The organism is Bacillus sp. JKS001846, from assembly GCF_900176455.1.
GTDB lineage: Bacteria > Bacillota > Bacilli > Bacillales > Bacillaceae_G > Bacillus_A > Bacillus_A cereus.
This window is the reverse complement of the sequence record NZ_FWYG01000001.1, coordinates 1,892,754-1,918,348: the sequence shown is the minus strand read 5'-3', so window position 1 is coordinate 1,918,348 and position 25,595 is coordinate 1,892,754. Positions and strand designations below refer to the sequence as shown.

Genomic DNA, 25,595 nt, shown 5'->3' with positions numbered 1-25,595 from the left:
AAGCGATGACTGTTATTGTGCTGGTTGCTCTATCCCTTGGTTTTTAATCACCAATCTTTGGTGATATTCTTTTTGTGGATCTAACGGGAAAGCAAGCACTTGGCCATTCAGTTTAATTTCAACATTCGGTGCACTTCCAATATTAAGTCGTACTTCTTTTAATGTTGATACATCGCGTTTCTCTGTTTGACCGCTTTGTACTGTAGTGTTTAGAATTTCGTTACCCGCATCATCCTTAACATCTACATAACTTGTACCCTTAGCTGAAATTTCCAGTTCTAATGTTTTATTATTATGAATTTCCAAAGTAGATACCTTTCCAGTTGTTCCAACTACTTTCACTTCTTGCTGTCCAGTTGGTTGTGCTGGTTGCTCCTCTTTCTTTGGTTCTTCTTTCTTTGGTTCCTCTTTTTTTGGCTCTTCCGCTTTCACTTCATCTTTCTTCGTATCTAACGGAGAATCTTTCGCTTTTTGAACTTCAATTTTCTCACTTTGAGCGCTTGGAACTTTTTCATCATCTTTTCCAGTTAACGCTTGAAACACAAACCAGATTACCACTCCAACTGCGATGACTAACAGCGCAACTAAGATTTTCGGCATGTGATCTGCAATTGGCCATGATGAAGATTTTTGCATTGTTTCTTGTGTTTTTTGTCCCGTTGATACTTGTGGAACTTCACGCTTTTCAGATTGTGGTATCGTACTCTGATGTTCTACAAGCAGTTCCTCTCCATTTAATCCAACCGCATCTGCGTATTGTTTAATGAATGCACGCGCATAAAAAGCTCCTGGCAATACATCATAATTGCCTTCTTCAATTGCCACTAAATGGCGTTTTTGAATTTTTGTAATCTCATGCAGCTGATCAATAGACAAGCCTTTCGCTTCTCTTGTTTCTTTCAGCTTTTGTCCCAATTCCGTCACTACTAACACCTCAATATTTCTTTAAAAGTCAAACATAGAGAAATTATTTTGCGTACCTTGCTCAATTTCATCTACTAAATTATATTGTATTTCTTCATCATAATCGTTACGCAACTCGATAATATAATCAAAATCATCCAATGTGTATTCTGACTGACTCACAAATACATCAGGATGTTCCACAACTTTCGTTGCAGGCAATCTCATAATTTCACGAACGAGCTGCCAATGTCTTTCGTTAGCACGCTTCGTTGACACAATTCCATCTAGGATGAAAATATTGTCATCGCTATACTCATCTTCAATTAATTGACTGCGAACAGTTTGCTTAATAAGAGTAGATGATACAAATAACCACCTTTTATTTGCACAAACACTTGCAGCAACAATGGATTCTGTTTTTCCGACACGAGGCATTCCGCGTATCCCAATTAGTTTATGGCCTTCTTTTTCATGATTTCTGCCATAAAGTCTACAAGTAAGCCTAATTCATCACGCACAAATCGAAATGTTTTCTTATCATCTGCATCTCGTTGTATGTACCTACCATGCCTAACCGCTAGCTTATCTCTTAGCTTGGGCGGACGATATTTCGTTACCGTTATGTTATCCATCGTATTTAAAATTGATTCAAGTCTAGAGATTTGCTCTTGATTATCACACATAAGAAGTAACCCACGTCGTGCATTATCTACACCATTAATTGTGACAATATTAATGCCGAGCATACCGATTAACGAAGAAACGTCACCAAGCAAGCCAGGTCGGTTTTTATGTATTTCATATTCAAAATACCATTCAATCATCCAAGATCACTCCCCTTGCTTACTTTACACCTACGTACTATATTATATGATTTCACCCTAATAGGGAAGCTAAATGTATAATCTATCCTGTGTAATTATTATACAAAAAAAGTAGAGAGGAGAATCTCCTCTCTACTTTTACTTATGTTGTACGAACTTAACCATTAAATTTGCAATTGTATGTTGCTCCTGTTCATCAGCAACTTTCCAAAGCTCAGCTAATAATTTCTCTTGGTCATTGCGTCCTTCTACTTCATTAGCAAGATAGTCGCCAACTCGAAATGCCATATCTGATACCGCACCGCCATCTAAACCTTTGTCTTGCGCTTGCTCTAAACGTTCTCCTAAAAAGCTCTTCCACTGATCAAAATTATCTAATACTGACATAATTAAGCACCTCACTATTGAGTAATAAAATCATCCTTAATTTGTGCAACTATTCATTTTTTATGTAAGAATTTTTTAGCAGTGCCAACCGCCATTCACTCCGATAATTTGTCCAGTTATGTAAGACGCTCCTGGTGATACGAGAAATGAAACTGTTTTCGCTACTTCTTCTGGTAATCCTATTCTACCTAATGGTATATCTTCAGCAATTCCCATTTTATCTTCTTCAGAAAAAACACTTAACATTTCCGTTTCAATTGCTCCTGGTGCTACTGCATTCACACGTAATCCACTTAAAGAAACTTCTTTCGCTAAAGCTTTCACATATGAATTTTGCGCCCCTTTTACCATTGAATAAAGTACTTCACAAGAAGCCCCTATTTGTCCCCATATAGATGAAACAATTACAATATTACCACTTCTTCTCCCGATCATAGGCGGAAGTGCCATAGAAAGTAATTTATATACGTTCTTCACTTGAAGTTCTACCATATAATCCAATTCATCGTTTGTTACATCTGTTACTAGTCCAAAAATACTCTTCCCAGCTGCGTATACAATAACATCAATAGGATGTTCAATTTGTCCCCACAATCGTTCTGCTCCATCACTAGAAGCTAAATTAGCTTGAACAGGGATAACTTCTCCCCATGCCTTCTGCAATTCCAATACCTTTTCTTCACTGTTATTGTAATGAACATAAACTGTATATCCATCTTGAATTAATTGTTTCGAAATAGCAGAGCCAATCCCTCCGCTCCCTCCAGTTACTAACGCATACTTTTTCATAAATTCCCTCTCTTATCTCTACAAGTTCAATTTTCACACAACTAAATAATACCCTCATCTTACAATTTTTCAATGATAAGATGAGGGTATCTTTAAAATTTTATTTTTTCGGTAACACCTGACAAACACTCATTTTTTCTTCTGATAACAATAATCCCGCTACTTCTTGTAAGTCTTGAACGGTTAGTCCTTCTAATACAGTCAATGCATCAAATAGGCTAGATTCATTAAACGCGTATCGTGTAAATTGATTTGCAATATATTCTGGTGAATTTAACGAGCGTAAAAAACCACCAATTTTCTTTTTCTTCACTCGTTCTAATGCCGCCGCATCTAATTGATCATAATCTGTTTTTAATAAAATATCTTTTAAACGATCTGCCAATGCATCAGGTTGTTTCGTATCACCACCAACCATTGCAAAACCGAAGTTATTTTCTTCTGTATAGTCATACGAGAATGAATCATCAATAAGTCCTTCATTATATAAAGCTTCGTAATGAACAGAACTTTTTCCAAATAAATAATCTAAAAGTAACGTAAGCGCAATTTCTTGTTTTAAAAGCGCTTGCCCCTTTTCTTTTAAATTAGTCGCTTTAATACCAACTAAACATTTCGGTGTTTGCACAGGCATTGAAATAATTTTTTTCTTTTCATTTACCTCATTTGGTTCTTCTTCAAATGAACGCACAATTTCTGGCTGGTTTTTATAATCTTTTTTCGCTTGATTTTCACGTACTAAATCCATTGTTTTCTCTGGATCAATTGCACCCACAACAAATAATAACATATTGCTCGGATGATAAAATGTTTCATAACATTCATATAATAAATCTTTCGTAATTTTACTAATAGATTCGATTGTCCCCGCAATATCAATTTTAATTGGGTGTTTTACAAATAAGCTATCAATTAACCCAAAGTACAAACGCCAATCTGGGTTATCTTGATACATTTGAATTTCTTGCCCAATAATCCCCTTCTCTTTTTCAACCGTTTTTTCAGAGAAATAGGGCTCTTGTACGAAGTTTAGCAATGTATTTAAATTTTGTTCTACGTTTGAAGTACCTGAAAAAAGGTAAGCTGTTCGTGTGAAGGATGTAAAAGCATTTGCCGATGCTCCTTGTTTACTAAACAATTGGAAAGCATCATGATCTTCTTTTTCAAATAATTTATGCTCAAGAAAATGTGCAATCCCATCTGGCACACGAATCATTTCTTCTTTCCCTAATGGTACAAATGTATTATCTACAGAACCATATTTCGTCGTAAACGTTGCAAATGTTTTATTAAATCCTTGTTTCGGTAAAACATATACATCTAATCCATTAGGAAGTTTTTCATAATAGAGTGTTTCTTTTAATTGCTCATAAACAATTTTCTCCACTTACTCTCCCTCCGTTCCTTGTAAAAAGTAAATTGTATCTAGTTCAATATTTTTAGCAACTTTTACAATTTCTTCTTTTGTCACACTTTCTATACCTGTAAGCCATTCTTCAACTGGACGTGTACGATCTGAAATAATACCATGATATAGCATTTCTACAAAGCCACGTGGTGTATCAATTGCCTCTAATATTTGATTTTGGATGACACTTTTTGTTTGATGTATTTCTTCTTCAGAAAACTCTCCGTTTTGCATCGCAAGCATTTGTTCTTTAATAATCTCAACTGCTTTTTCATAATTTTTCGCTTCAATTCCTGACATAACAAATAATAAACCTTTATGACTTTCAAAGCGCGATGCTGCATAGTACGCTAAACTATTTTTTTCACGCACATTTACGAATAACTTCGAATGAGAAAAGCCACCAAACAATCCATTGAACAATTGCAATGCAAAATAATCTTCATCTTTATATGTGACAAATGTACGATAACCGATGTGTAATTTACTTTGTTTTAATTCTTGTTTTTCAACAACTTCTTTTTCTTCATTATTTCGTCTATGAAGGAGTACATTTCTTTCTCTCACTGGACGAGCTGAAATAGAAAAATACTTACTTACAAGATCAACGGCGTTTTCTGAAATATCACCAATAATATATAGATCCATTTCATCTTCCGCTAACACCTTTTGATAATATTGATACAGACTTTCATTTGTAATAGACATAACACTCTCTTTTTTTCCATTTGCACTTAAACGATACGGTTCTACTTTGCACATTTCTTCAATTAAACGCTCGTTTGCATAACGCATTTTATCGTCATAAGTGGCTTCAATTCTCTGTAACAGTGCTCTTTTTTCACTTTCTACGATAGAAGATAGGAAACCGTTGCCCTCCGTTGCTGGATGTAACACAATATCTGACAACATAGAAAGCGCTTTTTCAAATAACGGTGGTGCATCATGTAAGTAAACTTCATTTGCAATGTCTACATAAATGGAGATAATATGGTCTTCCCCTTTTTTACTTACATCTACCGCTAAAGAAGATCCGTATAATTCTTCTAAATATTGACGAAGACGAATTACAGAAGGTAATTTTTCTGTCGCACTTTGCAATACGTATGGCAATAAGGCACGCTCTGTCACCGTCTCCTCATTTAAAGGCGCTTTAAAACGAAATACAAAGGTATTCGTTTTATATTTATCAGTCGGAATAATATGTACGCGCAAACCATCTAACTCATGTAGTTGTTGTTCCATTAGTTTCATTTATAGCCCTCCTTTACGTATATAGGAATATTCCTCTTCAATATACAGTTTTTAGAAATAAAAAATCAACTTTTCTCCCTTATTATGCTTACATATGATTCTTTCTAAAAACTTTAATATGTAAGGAACATAGTAAAATTCCGTATTAAATATATTCTATGTAAAAAAGCCCACACTAATGTGCGAGCTTTTTTATACTTATAAAATACTTATCGTTTTCCTTTTTCATAAGGAGTTCCTAATGCTTTCGGAGCTTCAGAACGACCTACAAAACCAACAAGCGCTAATATTGTGAATACATATGGTAATATCGTTAATAAAACACTTGGAATTTGATCTAATACAGGAATTGTTCCGCCCGTTACACTTAGAGATTGCGCAAAACCAAAGAATAGAGCTGCACCTAATGCGCCTAGTGGATTCCACTTCCCAAAAATCATAGCAGCTAAAGCTAAGAAACCTTGTCCTGTAATAGTTGCCCCTGAGAAGTTATTAGAAATTGACATTGCAAAAATCGCTCCACCGATTCCAGCAAACACTCCTGAAATACAGACTCCAATATAACGCATTTTATATACATTAATCCCCATCGTATCCGCTGCCATTGGGTGTTCACCAACAGCACGTAGACGAAGACCGAACGGTGTTTTATAAATAACATACCAAACAACGAATGCTAAAATAATGGCAATATACGACGTTATTGGTACGTTCGAGAAAAATATTTTCCCTAAAACCGGAATATCCGAAAGGCCTGGAATATCAATCTTTTCAATACGATACTGAATAAAGTCAGTCTGCCCTTTATCAAAAATCTTCTTAATTGCAAATACTGTTAAACCAAGAGATAAGAAGTTAATGGCTACACCACTTACAACTTGATCTGCTCGGAATGTAATAGAAGCTACCGCATGAAGTAATGCAAATAACCCACTACCAATTGCCGCAAATAATAACGCAATCCATGGAGTCATCGTTCCCCAAGTATCACCCATTAATAAGTTTGTAACAACTCCAATAAATGCACCAAATAGCATTAGTCCTTCTAATCCGATATTTACAACACCCGATCGTTCACTAAATACACCACCTAGTGCTGTGAAAATGATAGGTGCCGATGTATATAACGTACCCGTCACAAGAATGGCTAATATATCTAAAAAGCTCATTTATTTCCCCTCCTTGCTCATGCGTGTAAGCGCCCATCTTAACACATAACTACATGCAACAAAGAAGATGATACATGCAATAATTACATTAATAAGCTCTGACGGTACATCTGCCTCAAAGTTCATTTGAGGGGAAGCACTTTTCAAACCACCAAATAATAAAGCTGAAAGGATTATACCAAACGGATTATTCCCTCCAAGTAATGCTACGGCAATCCCATCAAATCCTACTCCTGTAAACGAAGACATCGCTGTCATACTCTGGAATGTCCCTAATCCTTCCATCGCTCCACCAATCCCCGCAAATGCACCAGCAATTGTCATAGAGAATACTACATTACGAGAAACTTTCATACCTGCATATTGAGAAGCATGCTGATTAAATCCTACAGACTTTAATTCGTAACCTAAAGTTGTTCGATCTAATAAGAACCACATTAAAATAGCGATTAAAATTGCTACAATAATTCCCCAGTGTAGACGTGAACCGTCAGTAATAGAAGCAAGCCAGTCTGAAGATAGTGACGCACTCTCTTTAATATCATACGTTTTGTCATTACCCGCATGTAAGAAACGCTTAATGATGTCATACGTTACATACAACGCAATATAGTTCATCATAATAGTTACAATAACTTCATTCACTTGAAACTTCCCTTTTAAATATCCCGGAATGAAGCCCCAAATTCCGCCCACCAATGCGGCAAATAAAATCGATAATGGAATATGAAGGAACGCTGGTAGTGAGACTGCATAACCGAACCAAACCGCTGCAAGCCAACCAACTAACAATTGACCCTCTACCCCGATATTAAATAAACCTGTACGAAATGCAAACGCGACCGATAAGCCAGCAAGAATAAGCGGTATCATTGTACGGAGCGTTTCACCAATCGCACTTGCGCTGCCGAACATTCCTGTCCAAAGTGCACTATAACCAACAATTGGATCATAGCCACTAACTAGCATTACAATCGCTCCTACAAGTAAGCCGAAAATAACGGATAGTACTGGGACTAAAATATTTATCGTTCGTTCTGTTAAAAGTTTTTTAGCCATTTGTACCCACCTGCTCCTTCTTTGTTCCTCCAGCCATTAACAATCCAAGCTGTTGTTCATTCGTTTCTTTCGCATCAACTATTGCTACAATTTCCCCTTCATAAATAACAGCAATTCGATCGCTAACATTTAAGATTTCATCTAACTCTAATGATAAAAGTAATACACCTTTTCCTTTATCCCTTTGCTCTATTAATCTCTTATGAATAAATTCAATTGCTCCTACATCTAAACCACGTGTTGGCTGTGCCGCAATTAATAAATCTGGATTTCGGTCTACTTCACGTGCAATAATTGCTTTTTGTTGATTCCCCCCAGATAGAGCGCGTGCTAACGTTTGCTCACTAGGTGTACGTACATCAAACTGTTCAATAAGAGCCTTTGCTTTTTCTGTAATTTTGCTAAAATTTAAAATCCCTTTCTTTGAAAACGGATTTTTATAGTACGTTTGAAGAACTATATTATCTCTAACAGAAAAATCAAGAACGAGTCCGTGTTTATGACGATCTTCTGGAATATGACCAATTCCTTCTTCTGTTATTCTTCTAACAGGCCAATTTGTTATTTCTTTTCCTTTAATTGCAATAGAACCTGACTCAACTTTTCGTAAACCAGTAATCGCTTCTATTAATTCACTTTGTCCGTTTCCATCAATCCCTGCAATCCCAACAATTTCCCCCGCACGAACAGTTAAGTCAAGGCCTTTTACAGCAGGTAGTTGACGTGCATCGTGAACAACAAGGTTTGCAATTGAAAGTACATCTTCTTTTGGCTTCGCGTCTATTTTTTCTGTTTTAAAATTCACTTGACGTCCGACCATTAATTCTGCAAGTTTATTTTCATCCGTATTTGCAACGTCAACCGTTCCAATCCCTTTTCCTTTACGAATAATCGTACAACGATCGCAAACTTCCATAATTTCTTTCAACTTATGTGTAATAAGAACAATAGATTTTCCTTCTTGTACAAGCTTTTTCATAATTTGAATTAGCTCATGAATTTCTTGTGGTGTTAACACAGCTGTCGGTTCATCAAATATTAAAATTTCTGCACCGCGGTAAAGAGTTTTCAAAATCTCCACACGCTGTTGCATACCAACTGAAATATCCTGTATTTTCGCATATGGATCTACAGCCAAACCGTATTGTTCAGACAGTTTTTGAATTTCTTTAGCAGCATCCTCAACAGCAATTTTCCCTTTTTTCTTCGGTTCATTTCCGAGAATAATATTCTCTGTAACTGTAAAATTATGAACAAGCATAAAGTGTTGATGGACCATTCCAATACCAAGGTCATTTGCTATATTCGGATTTGTAATTTTTACAGGTTTACCTTTAATTTTAATTTCACCCTGCTCTGGTTGGTACAAACCAAATAGTACATTCATCAATGTGGATTTCCCTGCACCATTTTCTCCAAGTAAAGCATGTATCTCACCCTGCTTTACTTGCAGCGTAATATCATCATTCGCTACAATGCCTGGGAATACTTTCGTAATGTTATTCATCTCAATTACGTATTCCATTGTGTTCCTCCTTTTAACAGGGAACATTCCCTATTACACTATTAACTTATTAAGCAATTCGGAAGTTTTATACATACAAAGGTTAGTTCTATGAACTAACCTTTGCTATTTCTCTATTTATTTTTTTAGAGAAGCTTCGTATTCTTTATACTCTTTATCTGTAGCTGGCACTTTAATTTCACCGGCTGTAATTTTCTTTTCAAGCTCTTCTACTTTTGTTAAAATTTCAGGGTTAACTTTTTTCACGTTATCAGTTGTTTTTGAAATACCAATACCGTCATCTTTTAAGCCAAACTCTTCAATTTTCCCACCTTTTAAATTCCCATCTTTTGCTTCTTTAGCTACTTTTTCTACTGCTACATCAACACGTTTAATCATTGAAGTTAATGTTACATTTTCAGGCATACCTTCTTGATGTTGGTCACGGTCAACACCGATTACCCAAACATTTTCACCTTTTTTCTTACGGTTTTTCGCTTCTGTGAACACACCGTTACCTGTACCACCAGCAGCATGATAAATTACGTCTACGCCTTGACCATACATTGCTGAAGCAAGAACTGTACCTTTTTCAGGCTTATCGAATGCTTCTGCATATTCAGATACGATTTCAATGTTTGGATTTACTGCCTTTGCACCAGCTTTAAATCCATTTTCAAATTTACTAATTAAATCACTTTTCATTCCACCAACAAATCCTACTTTATTCGATTTTGTTGACATAGCTGCTACCGCACCTACAAGGAATGATCCTTCATGATCTTTAAACGTAATGCTCGTTACGTTCGGTGCATCTACAACAGTATCTACGATTGCAAATTGTTGTTTTGACGATTCTTTTGCTACTTCTTTAATTGCACCCTCTAATTTATAACCAATTCCGAATGTTAAATCATATTTATCTTTCGAGAATTTTTTTAAATTCGGAATATAATCAGCCTCTTTTTCAGACTGAAGGTAACGATAATTTGTCTTTTCTTTTAAACCATTATCTTTACCAAACTTTTGTAACCCTTCCCAAGAAGATTGGTTGAATGACTTATCATCAACGCCCCCAACATCCGTTACAAGACCAACCTTGAAGTCTTTATTGTCTTTCGTGTCTTTCTTGTCACTGCTCGCCTTATCCGAGTTACCACATGCACCTAAAACTGTACTTGCTGCTAATGTTAATGATAATAAAAGGCCTGCTTTTTTCTTCATACTAGAAACCCCTCCAAAAATGATATATATTTATTTATTCTTACGCTGCTGTTCCTTACTTCTTGCTGTCACCTCCCTAAAAAGGAATTTACCTACATACGCTTTCTTAATACGTGGAAGCTAAATTTATCAGCTCTAAAGTAATTGATAGAATATAAGATTGGCTCATCATTTTGATCATAGTGCATTTGTTTTAATACAAGCAGTGCTGTTTCAGGCTCACATTCTAAAATCGGTGAGATTTTAGGGTGATAGCCAATTGGCTCAATGTGGGCAACCGCATATGTTATGCGCTTATGTGTGTTATTATGTATCACCGTTAATAATGATTCCTCATTGTAACCCGATAAATCTGGCAATATTTCTTTTGCAAGTTTATCGATACAATACACAACAGGTTCCCCATCTGCTGTACGCACGCGTTCAATCATCACTGCATTAAAACCATCTTCACTATTAAACTTCTCTTTTTCCTCTTCTGTTAAAGTTGTAGTAGATGATGATAAAAAGATTGTTCCTGGTGTTTTCCCCACACTAGAAATCATATCTGTAATACTAGAAAGTTGTTCTATTCCAGAAGAAAATAATGGCTTTGCATTTACAAATGTCCCTACACCATGTCTACGAATGACAACATTTTCTTCTTCTAAAATACGCAACGCTTCCCTTAAAGTCGCTCTACTTACGCCAAGTTCTTTCGCTAAATCAAACTCTGATGGTAACTTTTGTCGTTCTTTATAAGCCCCATCTTTAATTTTTTCTTTGATGTGATCAATCACCCGTAGATATAGGTGACGACTATCGGATTTTACTGACATAAGACTCCCCCGCATTTCAATTATTCGACCTCTGATGTAAGACTTCTTTTCTCTTTTTTCAACTTACAACATAGTACAAATGACTAAACACCAAAATAAGCGTAATTGTCGAATAAATAATAATAATTTTTTTTAATGAAATTTTCACTCTTTATTGCATAAAAAAAACTTTGCACCATAAACATTCCTCATTTCGAGAAAAAGTTCGGCACAAAGATCCTTTACATCCTTTGTTACACACTTTTCCCCTCATAGTCTAGCAATTCATGGTTGCCAGGTAGAAACTTATGGACCTTATCTCCAAGATTATATGAGGCAGTGATTCTTTTCGAAGTAATCTTACCACTTGCTCTCATACGTGTCAACAAAATCCAACATTTTTCTGCATTAAATATCGAACATTTACATAAAACATAATCAAAGTATTCGTATTCTAAAGAGCACCCCTAAATGTAAGCCCTTTCTTTATTGCTGAGTATAGTATATAACAAAAACACTATATAAAAAAGCCTAATTGTAAAAACAATTAGGTTTTTTTTAAGAACTTTTTTCTTGTACATCATTAATGAGCACTTCTCTCGGTTTACTACCTTCATACGGACCTACTACACCATTCATTTCCATTGCATCAATTAGGCGAGCAGCTCGCGTATAACCTACTCTAAACCTACGTTGTAACATAGAAACAGATGCTGTTTGCATTTCCACTACAAGTTGAACCGCTTCATCATATAATTCATCTTCTACTTCCTGCTTCGTATCAGGAACATCTTGCGGAATCATATCTTCTTGATATTGTGCTTTTTGCTGTCCAATAACATATTCTACAACTCTCTCAACTTCATCATCTGATAAAAATGCACCTTGTACACGTACAGGTTTCGATGCACCAATTGGTATAAACAGCATGTCTCCACGACCTAATAGCTTCTCTGCACCACCACCGTCAAGAATTGTACGAGAATCTGTTTGAGAAGATACAGCGAATGCAATACGTGATGGAATATTTGCTTTAATAACACCCGTAATAACGTCAACTGACGGACGTTGCGTTGCAATAATTAAATGAATACCAGCAGCACGAGCCATTTGTGCTAGACGCATAATCGCATCTTCTACATCAGACGAAGCAACCATCATTAAATCTGCTAACTCGTCCACAATTACTACAATATAAGGTAATTCGGGTTGTTTCGCTTCTGATTGACTATTATGCTCTTTTATATAATCGTTGTATCCTTCAATGTTACGTGTACCACTATGAGCAAACAATTCATAACGACGTTCCATTTCACTCACAACTTTTTTCAATGCTTGCGATGCTTTCTTCGGATCAGTTACAACTGGCGTTAACAAATGAGGCACACCATTATATACATTTAACTCTACCATTTTCGGGTCAATCATCATTAATTTTACTTCATGTGGTTTTGCACGCATTAAAATACTAACAATAATACCGTTAATACATACACTTTTCCCGCTACCTGTCGCACCAGCTACGAGTAAATGGGGCATTTTATTTAAACGGGCTAGTACAGCTTCACCTGTAATATCTCGACCAAGACCAATTAACAACTTCTCTTCCGGATGATTATTAGCCTTAGAATCAAGAACTTCCCTCAGCGTTACCATCGAAACTTCTGAGTTCGGAACTTCGATCCCTACAGCTGATTTCCCGGGAATTGGCGCTTCAATACGAATGTCCTTGGCAGCTAAAGCAAGGGCTAAATCATCACTTAAACTGACAATTTTGCTTACCTTTACCCCCATATCAGGATACACTTCATATTTTGTAACTGCAGGACCTCTATGTACTTTTGTTACTTTCGCTTTCACTCCGAAACTTTGGAATGTACGTTCTAATTTACGAGCATTCTCATAAATTTCCGCATTTTCATTTGTAACTTGCTTATTCTTTGGAAATTTTAATATATCAAGTGAAGGAAGCTTGTAATCTTTATTTTCTACATTGGAAAATTGCATAGGAGGTGCTTGCGCTTCACTCTCTAACGATTCAACAATTTTTTCTCCACGCTTTTTCTTTGGCTCTTCAATTGGCGGAGTCTCTTCAATAAACGGTGAAGTAATCAAATCTTCTTGCTCTACTTCAATTCGTTTATCCTCTTCTTCATTTACAGGATAATTCTCAGTGAAATTCGAAATAATCGGAGGATCAATTGAGATTTCTTCCATCGGCTCAATAATTTCTTCTTGTTCTGCAGCACGTTTGCTTCTTGTGCTTCTTGTTGTTTTTTTCTTTTCTGTTTGTTCAGCCGTTCTTTTAGCTCTCCAATCTTTATAATCCCCTTGCATCACTTGAAATTGACTTCTAAGAATTCTACCAACTGGCGCTAACACTTCTCCAATATGCTTATTTGTTATACAAAGTATACCGAGAATAACTAGAATAATACCAATGATATAAGCTCCTACTTCGTCAAATAAGAAGTAACATGTTGCGAACATAAGCGCACCAAACATACCACCACCTAAATGAACGCTATCTGGCCCCTTTTTCATTTCAAGAAAGAAGTTATCTTTCGTACTCACAATAACAGAAGTATTTTGCACTGCTCCATCTTTTGTAAGAAGGTTAAATAATGTAATATGACTAAACATTAATATCGCCAATACAATTAAATAAAATCCAATTAATCGTTTATTTAAAAGGTTCGGCCATCCGCGTTTTATAACAAAGGAAACCGATAAAGCTATTACACCTAACACACCAATTATGTACCACTCACCAAAGAAGAAGCGAAAAAATAACACAAACGATTTTCCTACAACGCCTAGCTGTAAAATCGTAATGATTGAAAGTGCAAAAAGAGTTAAACCGACAATTTCATAATACAAAGTTGGCTTTATCGTACGCCTTGCCTTTGCCTTCGTCCCTCTTTGCTTTTGTTTTGCCATTTCTTCACCTCGCGTTCTACATATAAATAAAGCTCCCCTCAAAATGCTCTATTTATATGTCTGTTTTCTCTATTTTTCAGGTCTTTATATCTTCTATTTTTACACTTCTTGTAAAATGCTAAATAAACAGAAGAAAGCAGCCTACTCATGGCTGCTCAACCGTCTTGTTTTTTATATTATACCATAGCTTCTAAACAAAATCCTTCTTTTTGCTAAAAGGTTATTTTCTGACCGGGCTCAAACTCTAAATAGTGAAGTGGGTCCGTACTTAGCACACGTACAATAGAATAACATCCATGTTCCTCTTCAGAAACCATTAATTCCACACCATTTATATTTACAACTTTTTGACTTTCACATTGTGAATAATCGGCCGGATACACAAGTTGCTCTGGCATAATTGTATATAAAATCATTGTAGCATTGTCCCTTCTGTACTATCTTCCGCACGAACATCTATTAATTCGTTTAATTTTCGAATTGCATTTCCAATACCGCCGACATCATCTATAAGACCGTACTTTACTGCATCCCCACCAATTACATTCGTCCCAATATCTCGCGTTAAATTTCCTTTCGCAAACATAAGCTCTTTAAAACGATCTTCTGTTACTTTCGAGTGCTTCGTCACAAAACGAATGACTCTTTCTTGCATCTTATCCAAATACTCAAATGTTTGTGGCACACCTATGACAAGACCTGTTAAACGAATTGGATGAATTGTCATCGTCGCAGTTTCCGCAATAAACGAATAGTCAGTAGAAACAGCAATCGGTACACCGATGGAATGTCCCCCACCTAAAACTAGAGATACTGTTGGTTTTGAAAGTGAAGCTACCATTTCAGAAATTGCTAGCCCAGCTTCAACGTCACCTCCAACCGTATTTAATATTAAAAGCAAACCTTCAATTTTCGGATTTTGTTCAATCGCAACAATTTGCGGAATGATATGCTCGTATTTTGTTGTTTTATTTTGCGGTGGTAATTGAACATGACCTTCCACTTGTCCGATAATCGTTAAACAATGAATACGTGATTCATTCATCTGTGGTACATTTGTCTGTCCAAGCTGTTGAATTTTTTCGACTATCGAAGCCTCTTTTCCAGCTTCTTTTGGCTCAGCTTCTTTTTCTTCATTTGTATATCGATCACGTTCTGTCATTTCGCATCCCCTTTCACTCGTATATAACTATTATTTCTTAAGTTATAAATTTCATTCGATAGGGTTAAAAAGAAAAAAGATCACCCATAAGGGTGATCTTTTTTATACTTCCATAATAATCGGTAAAATCATAGGTTTTCTCTTTGTCTCTTCGTACAAGAACTGCCCTAATAATTCACGAATATTTTGTTTTAACATTGACCATTCAATTGAATATTCTTTAATTGACTGCTCAACAATCATACGTACAATCTCTGTAGAACGTTCAATTAACGCTTCTGATTCACGAACATATACGAAACCACGTGAAATGATTTCTGGACCAGAGATAATTTTCTTTTCATCTTTACCAAGCGTTACAACAACTACTAGTATTCCATCTTGAGATAACATCTTTCTATCTCGAAGAACGATATTACCAACGTCACCTACACCTAATCCATCAATTAAAACATTACCAGCTTGTACTTTACCGACTAAGTTCGCTTCATCGTCACCAAAAGCAATTACATCGCCTTTTTCTACGATAAAGATATTTTCTCTTGTAATACCTACATCTTCAGCTAAATATGCATGCGCTTTTTGCATACGGAACTCACCATGTACGGGTACAAAGTACTTTGGTTTCATTAAATTTAACATTAATTTTAATTCTTCTTGGCTACCGTGACCTGACACGTGAACTTTTCTTTCGCCGTAATAAACAACTTCAGCTCCAGCTCTAAATAACAAATCAATAATTTTTGATACAGATATTTCATTACCCGGAATTGGCGAAGCAGCAATGATAACAGTATCACCTTTACGAATTGAAATTTGTTTATGTGCTTGTTTTGCCATTCTAGATAGAGCAGCCATCGGTTCACCTTGACTACCTGTCGTTAAAATAGCTACCTTTTTCTCTGGGAAGTTGTCTACTTCTTGTAATGAAATAACCATACCTTCTGGAACATCTAAATAACCAAGACGTCTTGCAATGTCTACTACTTTCACCATACTACGTCCTACTACCGCTACTTTTCGCCCTGTTTCAGCAGCTGCATCAAATACTTGTTGAATACGATGTACATTTGATGCAAATGAAGCAACGATAATACGACCTTCTGCGCCATAGAACACTTTAGAGATTTCTACACCAACTTCTTTTTCTGAACCTGTATAACCTGGGCGCTCTGCGTTTGTACTATCAGATAATAAGCAAAGTACGCCTTCATTTCCGATTTGCGCCATTTTCCCAAGGTCTGCTCCACTATTTCCAATTGGAGTTTGATCGAATTTAAAGTCTCCCGTATATACGACTGCACCTTTTGATGTATGGAAACAAACGCCAACAGAATCCGGAATACTATGTGTCGTTCCGAAGAATGACACCGTTGTAGTGTTAAATTCTACTGTTGAATTTGAATCGATTGTTTTTAGGTCTACACGGCCTAACATGCCCGCTTCACCAAGTTTTTCTTGTATAAGTCCTACTGTTAATTTCGTTGCATAGACTGGAATAGATAATTTACGAAGTACATACACAATTCCACCAATATGATCTTCATGACCGTGAGTAATAAATAAACCTTTTACTCGCTCTTGATTTTCCACTAAATATGTAATATCAGGAATAACGATATCAATTCCAAACATTTCATCTCCCGGGAACATTAACCCTGCATCTACGATAAAGATTTCAGAATCAATTTCAACACAGTACATGTTTTTCCCGATTTCACCTACTCCACCAAGAGCAAATACTTTAACAGACTCATTCTCTTTTCTCTTCATGTTGTTGCCTGGTTTAAAAATCTTGCAAACACTGATTTCACTAAAATTGCAGAGACACCAGGGGAAACTCTACAACCACCATATTTTCACCGTCCAAGACGAATGTCCTTACCGTTATGCGATATCATGTCCTTGTTTATTTTTTAAACCAGGTTTCACCTCTCTTTCATTATATAAATCAAATATCTTATTCGATATGATATGAAAATTTAATTAAATTATAATTTTTCCCAATTTTGCTAAGCATACCCGTACTAAGCTACTTAGCCATATTATACCTGATACAAGAAATAGAACACAAGTTAAATCGTGCGAAAGAAAGAGTAAAAGAACGGAATGACAACAAAAGTATCGAAGGTATTTCCTTTATATTTACTTCGATTTTATACTCCATATTATTTTGAAGAACTAGCCATACATACGCTAAATTCATTTCATAATAGGGAGTTTCAAGATTTATTTTTCTAGAATCCAACAAAAACACTTACAAAATGGAGTTTTTTTATGAATTACGTCAAATTTGAGGGGATTTCTCTAAAAACAAACACCGTAGTTTATTACGTTTATTCCATAATATCTATCATTTTTTGACTCGGTTAAAGGAGTACGATTATTTTCTTATACACATAATGAAGAAGCGATTAATATTCTTATAAGAACACATATAGGTGAGAAAACGAGAAAAAGATTTGCATATAATAAAAAATGACCTAGTTCTACACTAGGTCATTTTTTATTAACGAGGGATAGATTGCATTACAGATTGTAACGTTACTCTTTCTTCTTCTGTTAATGGAAGAAGTGGTAAACGTACAGAACCTACATCTAATCCAACCATTTGTAACGCTGTTTTTACTGGAGTTGGACTTGGCGCCATAAATAATGAATCAGTTACTCTTACAAGTAATTGATGTAATTTTTGTGCCTTCTTAAATTCTCCTGATTGAAATGCTGTAATCATTTCTTGCATTTCGTTTCCGATAACATGAGAGGCTACCGAAACGATACCTTTCGCTCCAACTGCCATAGCTGGTAACGTTAAACCGTCATCACCGCTGTATACCGCAAAGTCGTCCGCTGTTTTTTCAATGATTTCTGTCATTGTTAACACATCGCCGCCGGCATCTTTAATAGCAACAATGTTTTCTATTTCTGATAAACGAACAACTGTATCAACGGAGATTTGTACAATAGATCGTCCTGGAACGTTATATAGCATAACCGGAAGCGGCGTGCTTTCAGCAATTGCTTTAAAATGCTGATACATTCCTTCTTGACTCGGTTTGTTATAATACGGTGCTACTAGCATTACTGCATCCACACCAACTTCTGTTGCCTTTTTAGTTAAGTCAATAGAAGCATGCGTATTATTGCTACCTGTTCCAGCGATTACGGGCACTCTTTTATCGACAACAGATACGACATGGCGATATAACGCTACTTTCTCTTCTGAAGTTAATGTAGGAGATTCTCCTGTCGTTCCTCCTACCACGATTGCTGTTGTACCGTTATCAATTAAATAATTTACCAATTTCGTTGTCTTTGCAAAATCGATATTCCCGTTTATATCAAACGGTGTTACCATCGCGGTTGCAATTGTCCCAAAATCTATCATGGTCTCACTCCTTATTGTTCCAGTTGCTTTTCTTTTGAAAGCTCAAACGCACTATGTAATGCATTTACAGCCTCCACTAAATCAATTTCTTTTACAAGAACCCAAATTGTTGTATGACTATCTGCCGATTGCAGGATTTGAATGCCTTTTTCCGCTAAAGCTGTAACGATTTTTGCAGTAACCCCTGGGATGCCTGCCATTCCAGCTCCAACGATAGATACTTTCGCACAATGTTCTGTCACAATTGGCTCATATCCAAGTTGTTTTAGCACTTCGACAGCACGAGCTGATACATTATCATTTACTGTGTAAGCTACACCAGTAGGAGAAATGTTAATTAAATCAACACTAATGCCTTCGTTTGCCATTTCTTTAAATACATGCTGCTGTATGTCGTATGCCGTTTCTTTTGCAAGTACTTTAATTTGCGTTACGTTCGATACGTGGGCAATACCTGTAACAGGACGTTCTTCTACATCCTGCCCTTTTGTAGCACCATCGTATGCTGCAATAAGAGTACCTTCACTTTCAGAATACGTAGAACGTACACGAAGTGGCACTTTTGCATGCATCGCAATTTCAACTGCACGTGGATGAACGACTTTCGCACCTTGATAAGCCATGTTACAAATTTCGTTATACGTTACAGTTTGAAGATGACGTGCATCTTTTACAATACGAGGATCCGCAGTCATAACACCTTCTACATCAGTGAATATATCGATATATTCAGCATGAAGTGCAACACCTAATGCTGAAGCTGAAGTATCACTACCTCCGCGTCCAAGTGTTGTCGTATCACCTTTTTTCGTTTGCCCTTGAAATCCTGTAACGACGATTACATCTACATTTTCTAACTCTTCATGTATACGATCGCAATTCATTTCAATAATCTTTGCATTCGTAAAGTCATCATTCGTTACAAAACCAGCTTGTGCACCATTTAATGCTGCTGCTTTTATACCGTTCTCATTCAACATATTAGAGAAAACAATTGCAGAGATTAACTCTCCGCATGATAATAATAAATCTTGCTCACGTTTAGAAATAGTAGATTCCTCTTGATTTACAAGACTTAATAACGTATCCGTTGCATATGGTTCACCTTTACGGCCCATAGCAGATACGACAGTAACTACTTTATAACCAGCAGCTAATGATTTTTTTATATGATGAAGCGCATGCTTACGTCCATTGTCATCACGTACTGATGTGCCACCAAATTTTTGAACAATTATTTTCATATTTTGCACCTTCTCTTAGCCGTTTACACTAATTGTAATTTTACTAAGCGCTCTGCAATTTGAACAGAATTCCATGCAGCGCCTTTTAATAAGTTATCAGATACGACCCAAAGATGGAATCCTTTATCGTTATTTAAATCTTTACGGATTCTTCCAACGAATACTTCGTTTTTACCTACTGCAGTAGCTGGCATTGGATATAACTGCTCTTCTGGATTATCTTGCAGAACAATACCTTCCGCATTTGCAAGTAAGCTCTTTAATTCTGCTACTGTTACGCCTTCTTTTTCTACTTCGATGTAAACAGACTCAGAGTGTCCTGATACAACTGGTAAACGTACACATGTTGCCGCTACTTCTAATTCAGGCATATGCATAATTTTTTTCGTTTCGTTAATCATTTTCATTTCTTCAAACGTAAATCCATTATCTTGGAATTTATCAATCTGTGGAATCGCATTAAAAGCAATTGGGAAATGCTTCTTATCACCTGATACAGGAAGAACATTTGCCTTAACTTCTTCGCCATTTAAGATTGCTTGTGATTGTTCATGCAGTTCTTCAATAGCTGCCGCACCAGCACCTGATACAGCTTGATATGTGGAAACGATTACTCGTTTTAAACCATATTGCTGACGAACTGGCTCAAGAGCTACTACCATTTGAATTGTAGAACAGTTTGGATTTGCAATAATACCATTATGTTCTTTTAAGTCGTTTTCATTTACTTCAGGTACAACAAGTGGCACGTTTTCTGTCATACGGAATGCACTTGTATTATCAACAACAATCGCACCGCGTTTTGCTGCTTCTGGCGCTAATTGTTTCGATACAGATCCACCAGCACTAAATAGTGCGATATCTACTCCTTCAAAGCTTTCAGGAGTTGCCTCTTGAACTGTAAATTCTTCGCCTTTAAATACAAGTTTCTTACCTGCAGATCGTTTAGATGAAAGTAACGTTAATTTCCCGATTGGAAATTCTCGTTTCTCTAAAGTATTTAACATTTGTTCACCAACTGCGCCGGTTGCTCCAACTACAGCGACATGAAAAGTTTTTTGCTTTTCCATCACTATGCCCCTTTCTAGATACCAATCCTTCTATAACTTAGAATCAGAAGGAGTATACAATACCCCTTCTAATCTTAATAACGTTAATTTTATCATATTCTACAGTAAGAATGATGGTTTCATCAAAAATTGTCCGTTTTTTTTCGTTTTTTAATTCATATATCTGAATTTTTCTACGACCACCGGTTGCAATTGCTTCCCTTGCAGCGCTTCTAACACTGTATCTTCCAGCAGCTCCATGCGAGCTACCATTGAGTTCGGTTTTTTCTCTGGTGCATCTTGGCCGAATGGGACGAAGTAGATGTTTTTTGTTGCCATTAGGCGCATGAGATTTACTCCATTAAGCCCTAGAGCATCATTCGTCGAAACAGCCAATACGACAGGCTTGCCATTTCTTAACGTCGCTTTCGCTGCCATTAATACTGGAGAGTCTGTCATTGCATTTGCAAATTTACTCATAGAATTCCCTGTTAGTGGTGCAATTACCATACAATCTAGTGGAATTTTAGGTCCTAGTGGTTCTGCACCAACGATTGAATTAATTGCTTTAAAACCTGTTATTTCTTCAATCTTCTTAATCCACTCTGCTCCTTCTCCAAATCTAGTATTTGTTGATTGAACAGTGTAAGAAACAACAGGACGTACTTCTGCTCCCTCAGCAATTAATTTTTCTAAATGAGGCATTACTTCTTCGTACGTACAATGTGAACCTGTAAATCCGAAACCAATTCGTTTCCCCTTCAAACTCATTTCTTTTCCTCCTCCTTTGCAATTGCATCTGCTGCTAATAACTGAGAAAGAACATTTGCTAAAATTTGCCCAGCCGTTTTTGGGGCAACAATACCTGGTAATCCAGGTGCTAGCAATGCTTTGACTCCTCTTTTTTCCGCATATCTAAAGTCAGTACCGCCTGGTTTAGAAGCTAAATCAATCACTAACGTATGAGCTGGCATTTTTGCAATAACATTCGCTGTTACAACGAGATGCGGAATCGTATTAATTACAATATCGATATTTCCTACTTCTTTCTCTATGTCTTGCATATGAAAAGGAGAAAACATCATTTCTGTAATACGTGCAATATGTTCAGATCGTCTTGCTCCAACTTTGACATGGGCTCCTAATGATTGAAATGCTCTCGCAACACTCATTCCTGTTCTCCCAAATCCTAGAACCATTACATTGGACCCATGAATTGTATAGTCGGTATGTTGAATTACCATCATTAATGTACCTTCTACCGTTGGAATAGAATTGTATATTGCTACATCATCACGATCAAATAATTTAACAAGTTTTCGATTCGTAGTAGATACGAGATTTTCCAAGTAAGGTGTACCAATACCTGAATATATAGTAAAGTGTTCTGGTGTATTTTCAATTTGTTCTTTCGTTATTGAAACTTTTTCATTTGAAAAAATAGTATCTACTTCTCCTTTGGCATTTGTACCGGCAACCGGCAAAATAATTGCGTCTACAGAAGTGAAATCTAAATTTTGTATACTTTCTTTTGCTGCCCCTGTGAAACCATGATCTAACTGATCAAAACCTATCAAAGAAAGTTTCGCATCCAATTCAACTAGCTTACGAATTACTTCTAGCTGCCTTGCATCTCCTCCTATGACAGCAATATGCATCTCAGTCAACATTCCCTAATTCACCTTCTTTTTCTGTCATTTATAAGAAAAGTGCCTACTTTTTCTTTTTCCTCCACATCATATGTAATGTACGAGTTTATGGTGATTGAAAATCCAAATGCACATATGATTTATCAGGTTTCTATGTAGATACAAAAAAAGATGACCAAAATGGCCATCCTTCACTCCGAATTTGAACGATCTATACTATCACAAAGAAGCATATCGTGTCCGACTTTCTTTATTTGACTCCATGCCACTCTTACTTCTTGTGGTTCCTTTTTAAAACCTCCCCACTTCCCTACAGGTATTATAAGTGTTTGTATTTGTCCGTCTTTCTCATTAATCTCTAAATCCATATAACCTAAGGCTCCCATTTTTTCCGCTTTTTCTATATCTACAACCTCTTTACCGCTTAATTCACTTAATCGCATACTCACTCCACTCCCCTACTAAATTTTTCATTTGCATTGTCTATAATTAGTACCTATTCTATATGTATAAAAAAAATAACCTTCTCTCATTTAAAAAGAGAGAAGGTTATTTTCAGATACATCGTAAAAGTTGATTATAGTTTTATTCCTTTTGGAAGTTTTCCATCTGGACTAATTAATGCTGCAGAGAATTCATCTGTAAACATGTTACGAATTAACCCATCTACATTTTCTTTTGTTACAGTGTTTACACTTTCGATAATCTCATCAAGTGAACGATGCTTACGAAGTAGCAATTCATTTTTACCATTACGGCTCATACGACTATTCGTACTTTCTAAACTTAACATTAAGTTTCCTTTTAATTGCTCTTTACTATTAATAAGCTCTTTTTCTGTAATACCTGTATTTTTCAATGTTTCTAATGTTTCTTGCATTGTTTCATACAGTGTATCTAATTGTTGACTACCTGTTCCACCATACAGTGTTAACATACCTGTATCTTCATAAGAAGAATGGTAAGAAAATACTGAGTAAGCTAACCCACGTTGCTCACGTACTTCTTGGAATAAACGGCTACTCATACTACCGCCTAAAACGTTATTTAATACAATTAAGTTATAAATATCTTCGTGTCCCATTTGTAAGCCTTTATATCCTAAACATAAATGAGCTTGTTCTGTTTCCTTTTTACGTGCTACTTTGTTAAAATGGAAAATTGGACTATGTACTTGTTCACGATTTGTTGTTCCTTCATAACTACCGAAATATTGCTCTACCGTTTGTAAGAAGGCTTCATCAATATTTCCTGCAACTGAAACAACTACATTTTCAGGTGTATAATGATCCTTAATATATTGGCGTAGCGTATCACCTGTAAACGTATCAAGTGTTTCTTCTGTTCCTAAAATAGGATATCCAAGCGGATGCGTTTCATATGTTGCTTTCGTTAACATATCATGCACAATATCGTCTGGAGCATCTTCGTACATTTTAATTTCTTCACATACGACATTCTTCTCTTTTTTCAATTCTTCTTCATCAAATGTTGAATTAAAGAACATGTCAGCTAATACATCTAAAGCATATTTAGCATGTTCATCTAGCACTTTTGCATAGTAACAAGTGTACTCTTTTGAAGTAAAAGCATTCACTTGCCCACCAATACTATCAAATGATTCTGCAATTTCGCGTGCACTACGTGTTTCTGTCCCTTTAAAGAACATATGCTCTAAAAAGTGAGAAATCCCGTTATTTTTTTCATTTTCATTTCTTGATCCCGCATGGATCCAAATACCAATCGCAACCGATCTTACAGTTGGTATATTCTCCATAACTATTCTTACACCATTTTTACAAGTATATTTTTTAATCAAAAACTTTCCTCCTACTGCCAGTTTCTCTAAATAAGTGCTATTATTTAATGATAACAAGTTTAAGGATGAATGTCATGCAAATGTATTTAATCCACACGTTTTTCATCCAGTAATTCTGTTATATTCCCTACTTTATATCCTTGTTCCTTCAATTTTTTAATCATTGTATCTAATGCTTCTGCCGTTGACGAAGTAGGATGCATTAATACGATAGCACCTGGGTGTATTTTTCTCATTACTCTCTGCAATAGTACATCTGGCTCAGGTCGCTTCCAATCGATTGTATCGACAGTCCACATAATCGTTCCCATTTGGAAATCATCAGCGATTTTCACGACTTCATCCCGAAAACTTCCACTCGGCGGGGCAAACCATCTCACCTTTTGATTCGTAGCAGCTTCAATCATTCGATTTGTTTTTTGTAACTGCTCTCGTATTTCATCAGACGATAGCGTTTTCATATTAGGGTGCGTATAAGAATGATTTCCGACTTCTTGATTTGCATCGACAATCATTTTTGCAAATCGTAAATTTTCTTTCACCCAACGTCCTTCTAAAAAGAAAGTCGCCTTCACATCATGCTTTTTCAATATTTCTAATATACGAGGCAAATACTCGTTTCCCCATGCCACATTTATTGTTAATCCCACCATCTTTTTATTCGGATGCCCCCTATAAATTGGAGCAGGTGATAAATCTTCTAAGTGGACACTCGGTGATACTTCCTTAAATTCAAGGTGTTTTTGATCAAATTCCTTTAGCTTCTTCATATTGTTATAGGATGCTTCCATATCAACTTGTCTTCCATTATATCCTGGTGTTGCTTTCCATATCTTATCAATCATCGCATTTTGAGGTGCAATCTCATATTGTTTTGCATGCTTTTGAATTTCTTCATATAAGTTATCCTGTGCAAAAACAGAATAAGAGCCTAAACTGACATATAAAGAAAATATACATATGTATGCCAATATACGAACTTTCATATAAACCCTCCCAAATTAACTATATAAAAAAACATTT

22 protein-coding genes, 1 pseudogene and 1 riboswitch are annotated in these 25,595 nt (G+C 36.0%); all 23 genes and pseudogenes read right to left on the bottom strand.

Annotated elements, in window-relative coordinates; genetic code table 11:
* Nucleotides 1–12: 12 nt before the first annotated feature.
* Complete coding sequence (locus B9A45_RS10500; protein WP_000137491.1) at nucleotides 13–924, bottom strand: helix-turn-helix domain-containing protein; 912 nt, start codon at nucleotides 922–924, stop codon at nucleotides 13–15.
* Nucleotides 925–945: 21 nt separating this feature from the next.
* Nucleotides 946–1,730 (bottom strand): annotated as a pseudogene (locus tag B9A45_RS10495) (DUF3388 domain-containing protein).
* A gap of 138 nt (nucleotides 1,731–1,868) precedes the next feature.
* Entirely contained in the window at nucleotides 1,869–2,117 is a 249-nt protein-coding gene (locus B9A45_RS10490) for a DUF3243 domain-containing protein (RefSeq protein WP_000114450.1), read from the bottom strand.
* Nucleotides 2,118–2,192: 75 nt separating this feature from the next.
* The gene (locus B9A45_RS10485; protein ID WP_000759607.1) at nucleotides 2,193–2,906 is read right to left on the bottom strand and encodes an elongation factor P 5-aminopentanone reductase; all 714 of its coding nucleotides are present in this window, start codon (nucleotides 2,904–2,906) and stop codon (nucleotides 2,193–2,195) included.
* 100 nt (nucleotides 2,907–3,006) lie between these two features.
* Nucleotides 3,007–4,293, bottom strand: coding sequence for an EF-P 5-aminopentanol modification-associated protein YfmH (locus tag B9A45_RS10480; RefSeq protein WP_000411982.1), 1,287 nt, complete (start codon nucleotides 4,291–4,293; stop codon nucleotides 3,007–3,009).
* Nucleotides 4,294–5,568 carry an EF-P 5-aminopentanol modification-associated protein YfmF gene (locus tag B9A45_RS10475; RefSeq protein ID WP_000772405.1) on the bottom strand — a complete coding sequence of 425 codons (1,275 nt, stop codon included), beginning with the start codon at nucleotides 5,566–5,568 and terminating at the stop codon, nucleotides 4,294–4,296.
* Nucleotides 5,569–5,777: 209 nt separating this feature from the next.
* Nucleotides 5,778–6,737, bottom strand: coding sequence for an ABC transporter permease (locus B9A45_RS10470; RefSeq protein WP_000008857.1), 960 nt, complete (start codon nucleotides 6,735–6,737; stop codon nucleotides 5,778–5,780).
* Nucleotides 6,738–7,796, bottom strand: coding sequence for an ABC transporter permease (locus tag B9A45_RS10465; RefSeq protein ID WP_001085254.1), 1,059 nt, complete (start codon nucleotides 7,794–7,796; stop codon nucleotides 6,738–6,740). It abuts the gene before it with no gap.
* Nucleotides 7,789–9,321 carry an ABC transporter ATP-binding protein gene (locus B9A45_RS10460; RefSeq protein WP_000456906.1) on the bottom strand — a complete coding sequence of 511 codons (1,533 nt, stop codon included), beginning with the start codon at nucleotides 9,319–9,321 and terminating at the stop codon, nucleotides 7,789–7,791. The genes B9A45_RS10465 and B9A45_RS10460 overlap by 8 nt, the downstream gene beginning before the upstream one ends.
* Nucleotides 9,322–9,438: 117 nt before the next feature.
* Complete coding sequence (locus tag B9A45_RS10455) at nucleotides 9,439–10,524, bottom strand: BMP family lipoprotein (RefSeq protein ID WP_000725771.1); 1,086 nt, start codon at nucleotides 10,522–10,524, stop codon at nucleotides 9,439–9,441.
* A gap of 92 nt (nucleotides 10,525–10,616) precedes the next feature.
* Entirely contained in the window at nucleotides 10,617–11,342 is a 726-nt protein-coding gene (locus B9A45_RS10450) for a GntR family transcriptional regulator (protein ID WP_000114182.1), read from the bottom strand.
* 232 nt (nucleotides 11,343–11,574) lie between these two features.
* Nucleotides 11,575–11,676, bottom strand: a riboswitch (purine riboswitch).
* A 203-nt stretch (nucleotides 11,677–11,879) separates the two neighbouring features.
* Nucleotides 11,880–14,261 carry a DNA translocase FtsK gene (locus B9A45_RS10440; protein WP_001118777.1) on the bottom strand — a complete coding sequence of 794 codons (2,382 nt, stop codon included), beginning with the start codon at nucleotides 14,259–14,261 and terminating at the stop codon, nucleotides 11,880–11,882.
* A gap of 212 nt (nucleotides 14,262–14,473) precedes the next feature.
* The gene (locus B9A45_RS10435) at nucleotides 14,474–14,677 is read right to left on the bottom strand and encodes a YlzJ-like family protein (RefSeq protein WP_000605020.1); all 204 of its coding nucleotides are present in this window, start codon (nucleotides 14,675–14,677) and stop codon (nucleotides 14,474–14,476) included.
* On the bottom strand, nucleotides 14,674–15,423 hold the full coding sequence (tepA, locus tag B9A45_RS10430) for a translocation-enhancing protein TepA (protein ID WP_000139806.1): 750 nt from the start codon (nucleotides 15,421–15,423) through the stop codon (nucleotides 14,674–14,676). Before tepA ends, B9A45_RS10435 begins: the two co-directional genes overlap by 4 nt.
* Nucleotides 15,424–15,525: 102 nt before the next feature.
* Complete coding sequence (locus B9A45_RS10425) at nucleotides 15,526–17,196, bottom strand: ribonuclease J (protein ID WP_000823096.1); 1,671 nt, start codon at nucleotides 17,194–17,196, stop codon at nucleotides 15,526–15,528.
* Between the two features lie 736 nt (nucleotides 17,197–17,932).
* Nucleotides 17,933–18,811: a 4-hydroxy-tetrahydrodipicolinate synthase gene (gene dapA / locus B9A45_RS10420; RefSeq protein ID WP_000564764.1), complete on the bottom strand. Its 879-nt coding sequence runs from the start codon at nucleotides 18,809–18,811 to the stop codon at nucleotides 17,933–17,935.
* Between the two features lie 11 nt (nucleotides 18,812–18,822).
* A complete protein-coding gene (gene dapG, locus B9A45_RS10415; protein ID WP_000692453.1) occupies nucleotides 18,823–20,055 on the bottom strand; it encodes an aspartate kinase in 1,233 nt (410 codons plus the stop codon).
* A 23-nt stretch (nucleotides 20,056–20,078) separates the two neighbouring features.
* Nucleotides 20,079–21,125, bottom strand: a complete 1,047-nt coding sequence (asd, locus tag B9A45_RS10410) for an aspartate-semialdehyde dehydrogenase (RefSeq protein ID WP_000414846.1) — start codon at nucleotides 21,123–21,125, stop codon at nucleotides 20,079–20,081.
* Nucleotides 21,126–21,275: 150 nt separating this feature from the next.
* On the bottom strand, nucleotides 21,276–21,875 hold the full coding sequence (gene dpaB / locus B9A45_RS10405; RefSeq protein WP_000053596.1) for a dipicolinate synthase subunit B: 600 nt from the start codon (nucleotides 21,873–21,875) through the stop codon (nucleotides 21,276–21,278).
* Entirely contained in the window at nucleotides 21,872–22,774 is a 903-nt protein-coding gene (dpaA, locus tag B9A45_RS10400; protein WP_000954735.1) for a dipicolinic acid synthetase subunit A, read from the bottom strand. The genes dpaB and dpaA overlap by 4 nt, the downstream gene beginning before the upstream one ends.
* Before the next feature lie 170 nt (nucleotides 22,775–22,944).
* On the bottom strand, nucleotides 22,945–23,196 hold the full coding sequence (locus B9A45_RS10395) for a YlmC/YmxH family sporulation protein (protein ID WP_001239756.1): 252 nt from the start codon (nucleotides 23,194–23,196) through the stop codon (nucleotides 22,945–22,947).
* A 134-nt stretch (nucleotides 23,197–23,330) separates the two neighbouring features.
* Complete coding sequence (locus B9A45_RS10390; RefSeq protein WP_000592989.1) at nucleotides 23,331–24,572, bottom strand: M16 family metallopeptidase; 1,242 nt, start codon at nucleotides 24,570–24,572, stop codon at nucleotides 23,331–23,333.
* 86 nt (nucleotides 24,573–24,658) lie between these two features.
* Entirely contained in the window at nucleotides 24,659–25,558 is a 900-nt protein-coding gene (locus B9A45_RS10385) for a polysaccharide deacetylase family protein (protein ID WP_000868232.1), read from the bottom strand.
* Nucleotides 25,559–25,595: the final 37 nt, after the last annotated feature.

Coding starts and splice junctions, on each gene's coding strand:
- B9A45_RS10475 (WP_000772405.1), bottom strand. CDS start 5,568: ATGAAACTAATGGAACAACAACTACATGAGTTAGATGGTTTGCGCGTA.
- B9A45_RS10470 (WP_000008857.1), bottom strand. CDS start 6,737: ATGAGCTTTTTAGATATATTAGCCATTCTTGTGACGGGTACGTTATAT.
- B9A45_RS10450 (WP_000114182.1), bottom strand. CDS start 11,342: ATGTCAGTAAAATCCGATAGTCGTCACCTATATCTACGGGTGATTGAT.
- B9A45_RS10490 (WP_000114450.1), bottom strand. CDS start 2,117: ATGTCAGTATTAGATAATTTTGATCAGTGGAAGAGCTTTTTAGGAGAA.
- B9A45_RS10460 (WP_000456906.1), bottom strand. CDS start 9,321: ATGGAATACGTAATTGAGATGAATAACATTACGAAAGTATTCCCAGGC.
- B9A45_RS10485 (WP_000759607.1), bottom strand. CDS start 2,906: ATGAAAAAGTATGCGTTAGTAACTGGAGGGAGCGGAGGGATTGGCTCT.
- dapA (WP_000564764.1), bottom strand. CDS start 18,811: ATGATAGATTTTGGGACAATTGCAACCGCGATGGTAACACCGTTTGAT.
- B9A45_RS10465 (WP_001085254.1), bottom strand. CDS start 7,796: ATGGCTAAAAAACTTTTAACAGAACGAACGATAAATATTTTAGTCCCA.
- B9A45_RS10440 (WP_001118777.1), bottom strand. CDS start 14,261: ATGGCAAAACAAAAGCAAAGAGGGACGAAGGCAAAGGCAAGGCGTACG.
- B9A45_RS10395 (WP_001239756.1), bottom strand. CDS start 23,196: ATGCGATTAAGTGAATTAAGCGGTAAAGAGGTTGTAGATATAGAAAAA.
- dpaA (WP_000954735.1), bottom strand. CDS start 22,774: ATGTTGACTGAGATGCATATTGCTGTCATAGGAGGAGATGCAAGGCAG.
- B9A45_RS10435 (WP_000605020.1), bottom strand. CDS start 14,677: ATGATTTTATATACAATTATGCCAGAGCAACTTGTGTATCCGGCCGAT.
- asd (WP_000414846.1), bottom strand. CDS start 21,125: ATGGAAAAGCAAAAAACTTTTCATGTCGCTGTAGTTGGAGCAACCGGC.
- dpaB (WP_000053596.1), bottom strand. CDS start 21,875: ATGAGTTTGAAGGGGAAACGAATTGGTTTCGGATTTACAGGTTCACAT.
- tepA (WP_000139806.1), bottom strand. CDS start 15,423: ATGACAGAACGTGATCGATATACAAATGAAGAAAAAGAAGCTGAGCCA.
- B9A45_RS10385 (WP_000868232.1), bottom strand. CDS start 25,558: ATGAAAGTTCGTATATTGGCATACATATGTATATTTTCTTTATATGTC.
- B9A45_RS10425 (WP_000823096.1), bottom strand. CDS start 17,196: ATGAAGAGAAAAGAGAATGAGTCTGTTAAAGTATTTGCTCTTGGTGGA.
- B9A45_RS10455 (WP_000725771.1), bottom strand. CDS start 10,524: ATGAAGAAAAAAGCAGGCCTTTTATTATCATTAACATTAGCAGCAAGT.
- dapG (WP_000692453.1), bottom strand. CDS start 20,055: ATGAAAATAATTGTTCAAAAATTTGGTGGCACATCAGTACGTGATGAC.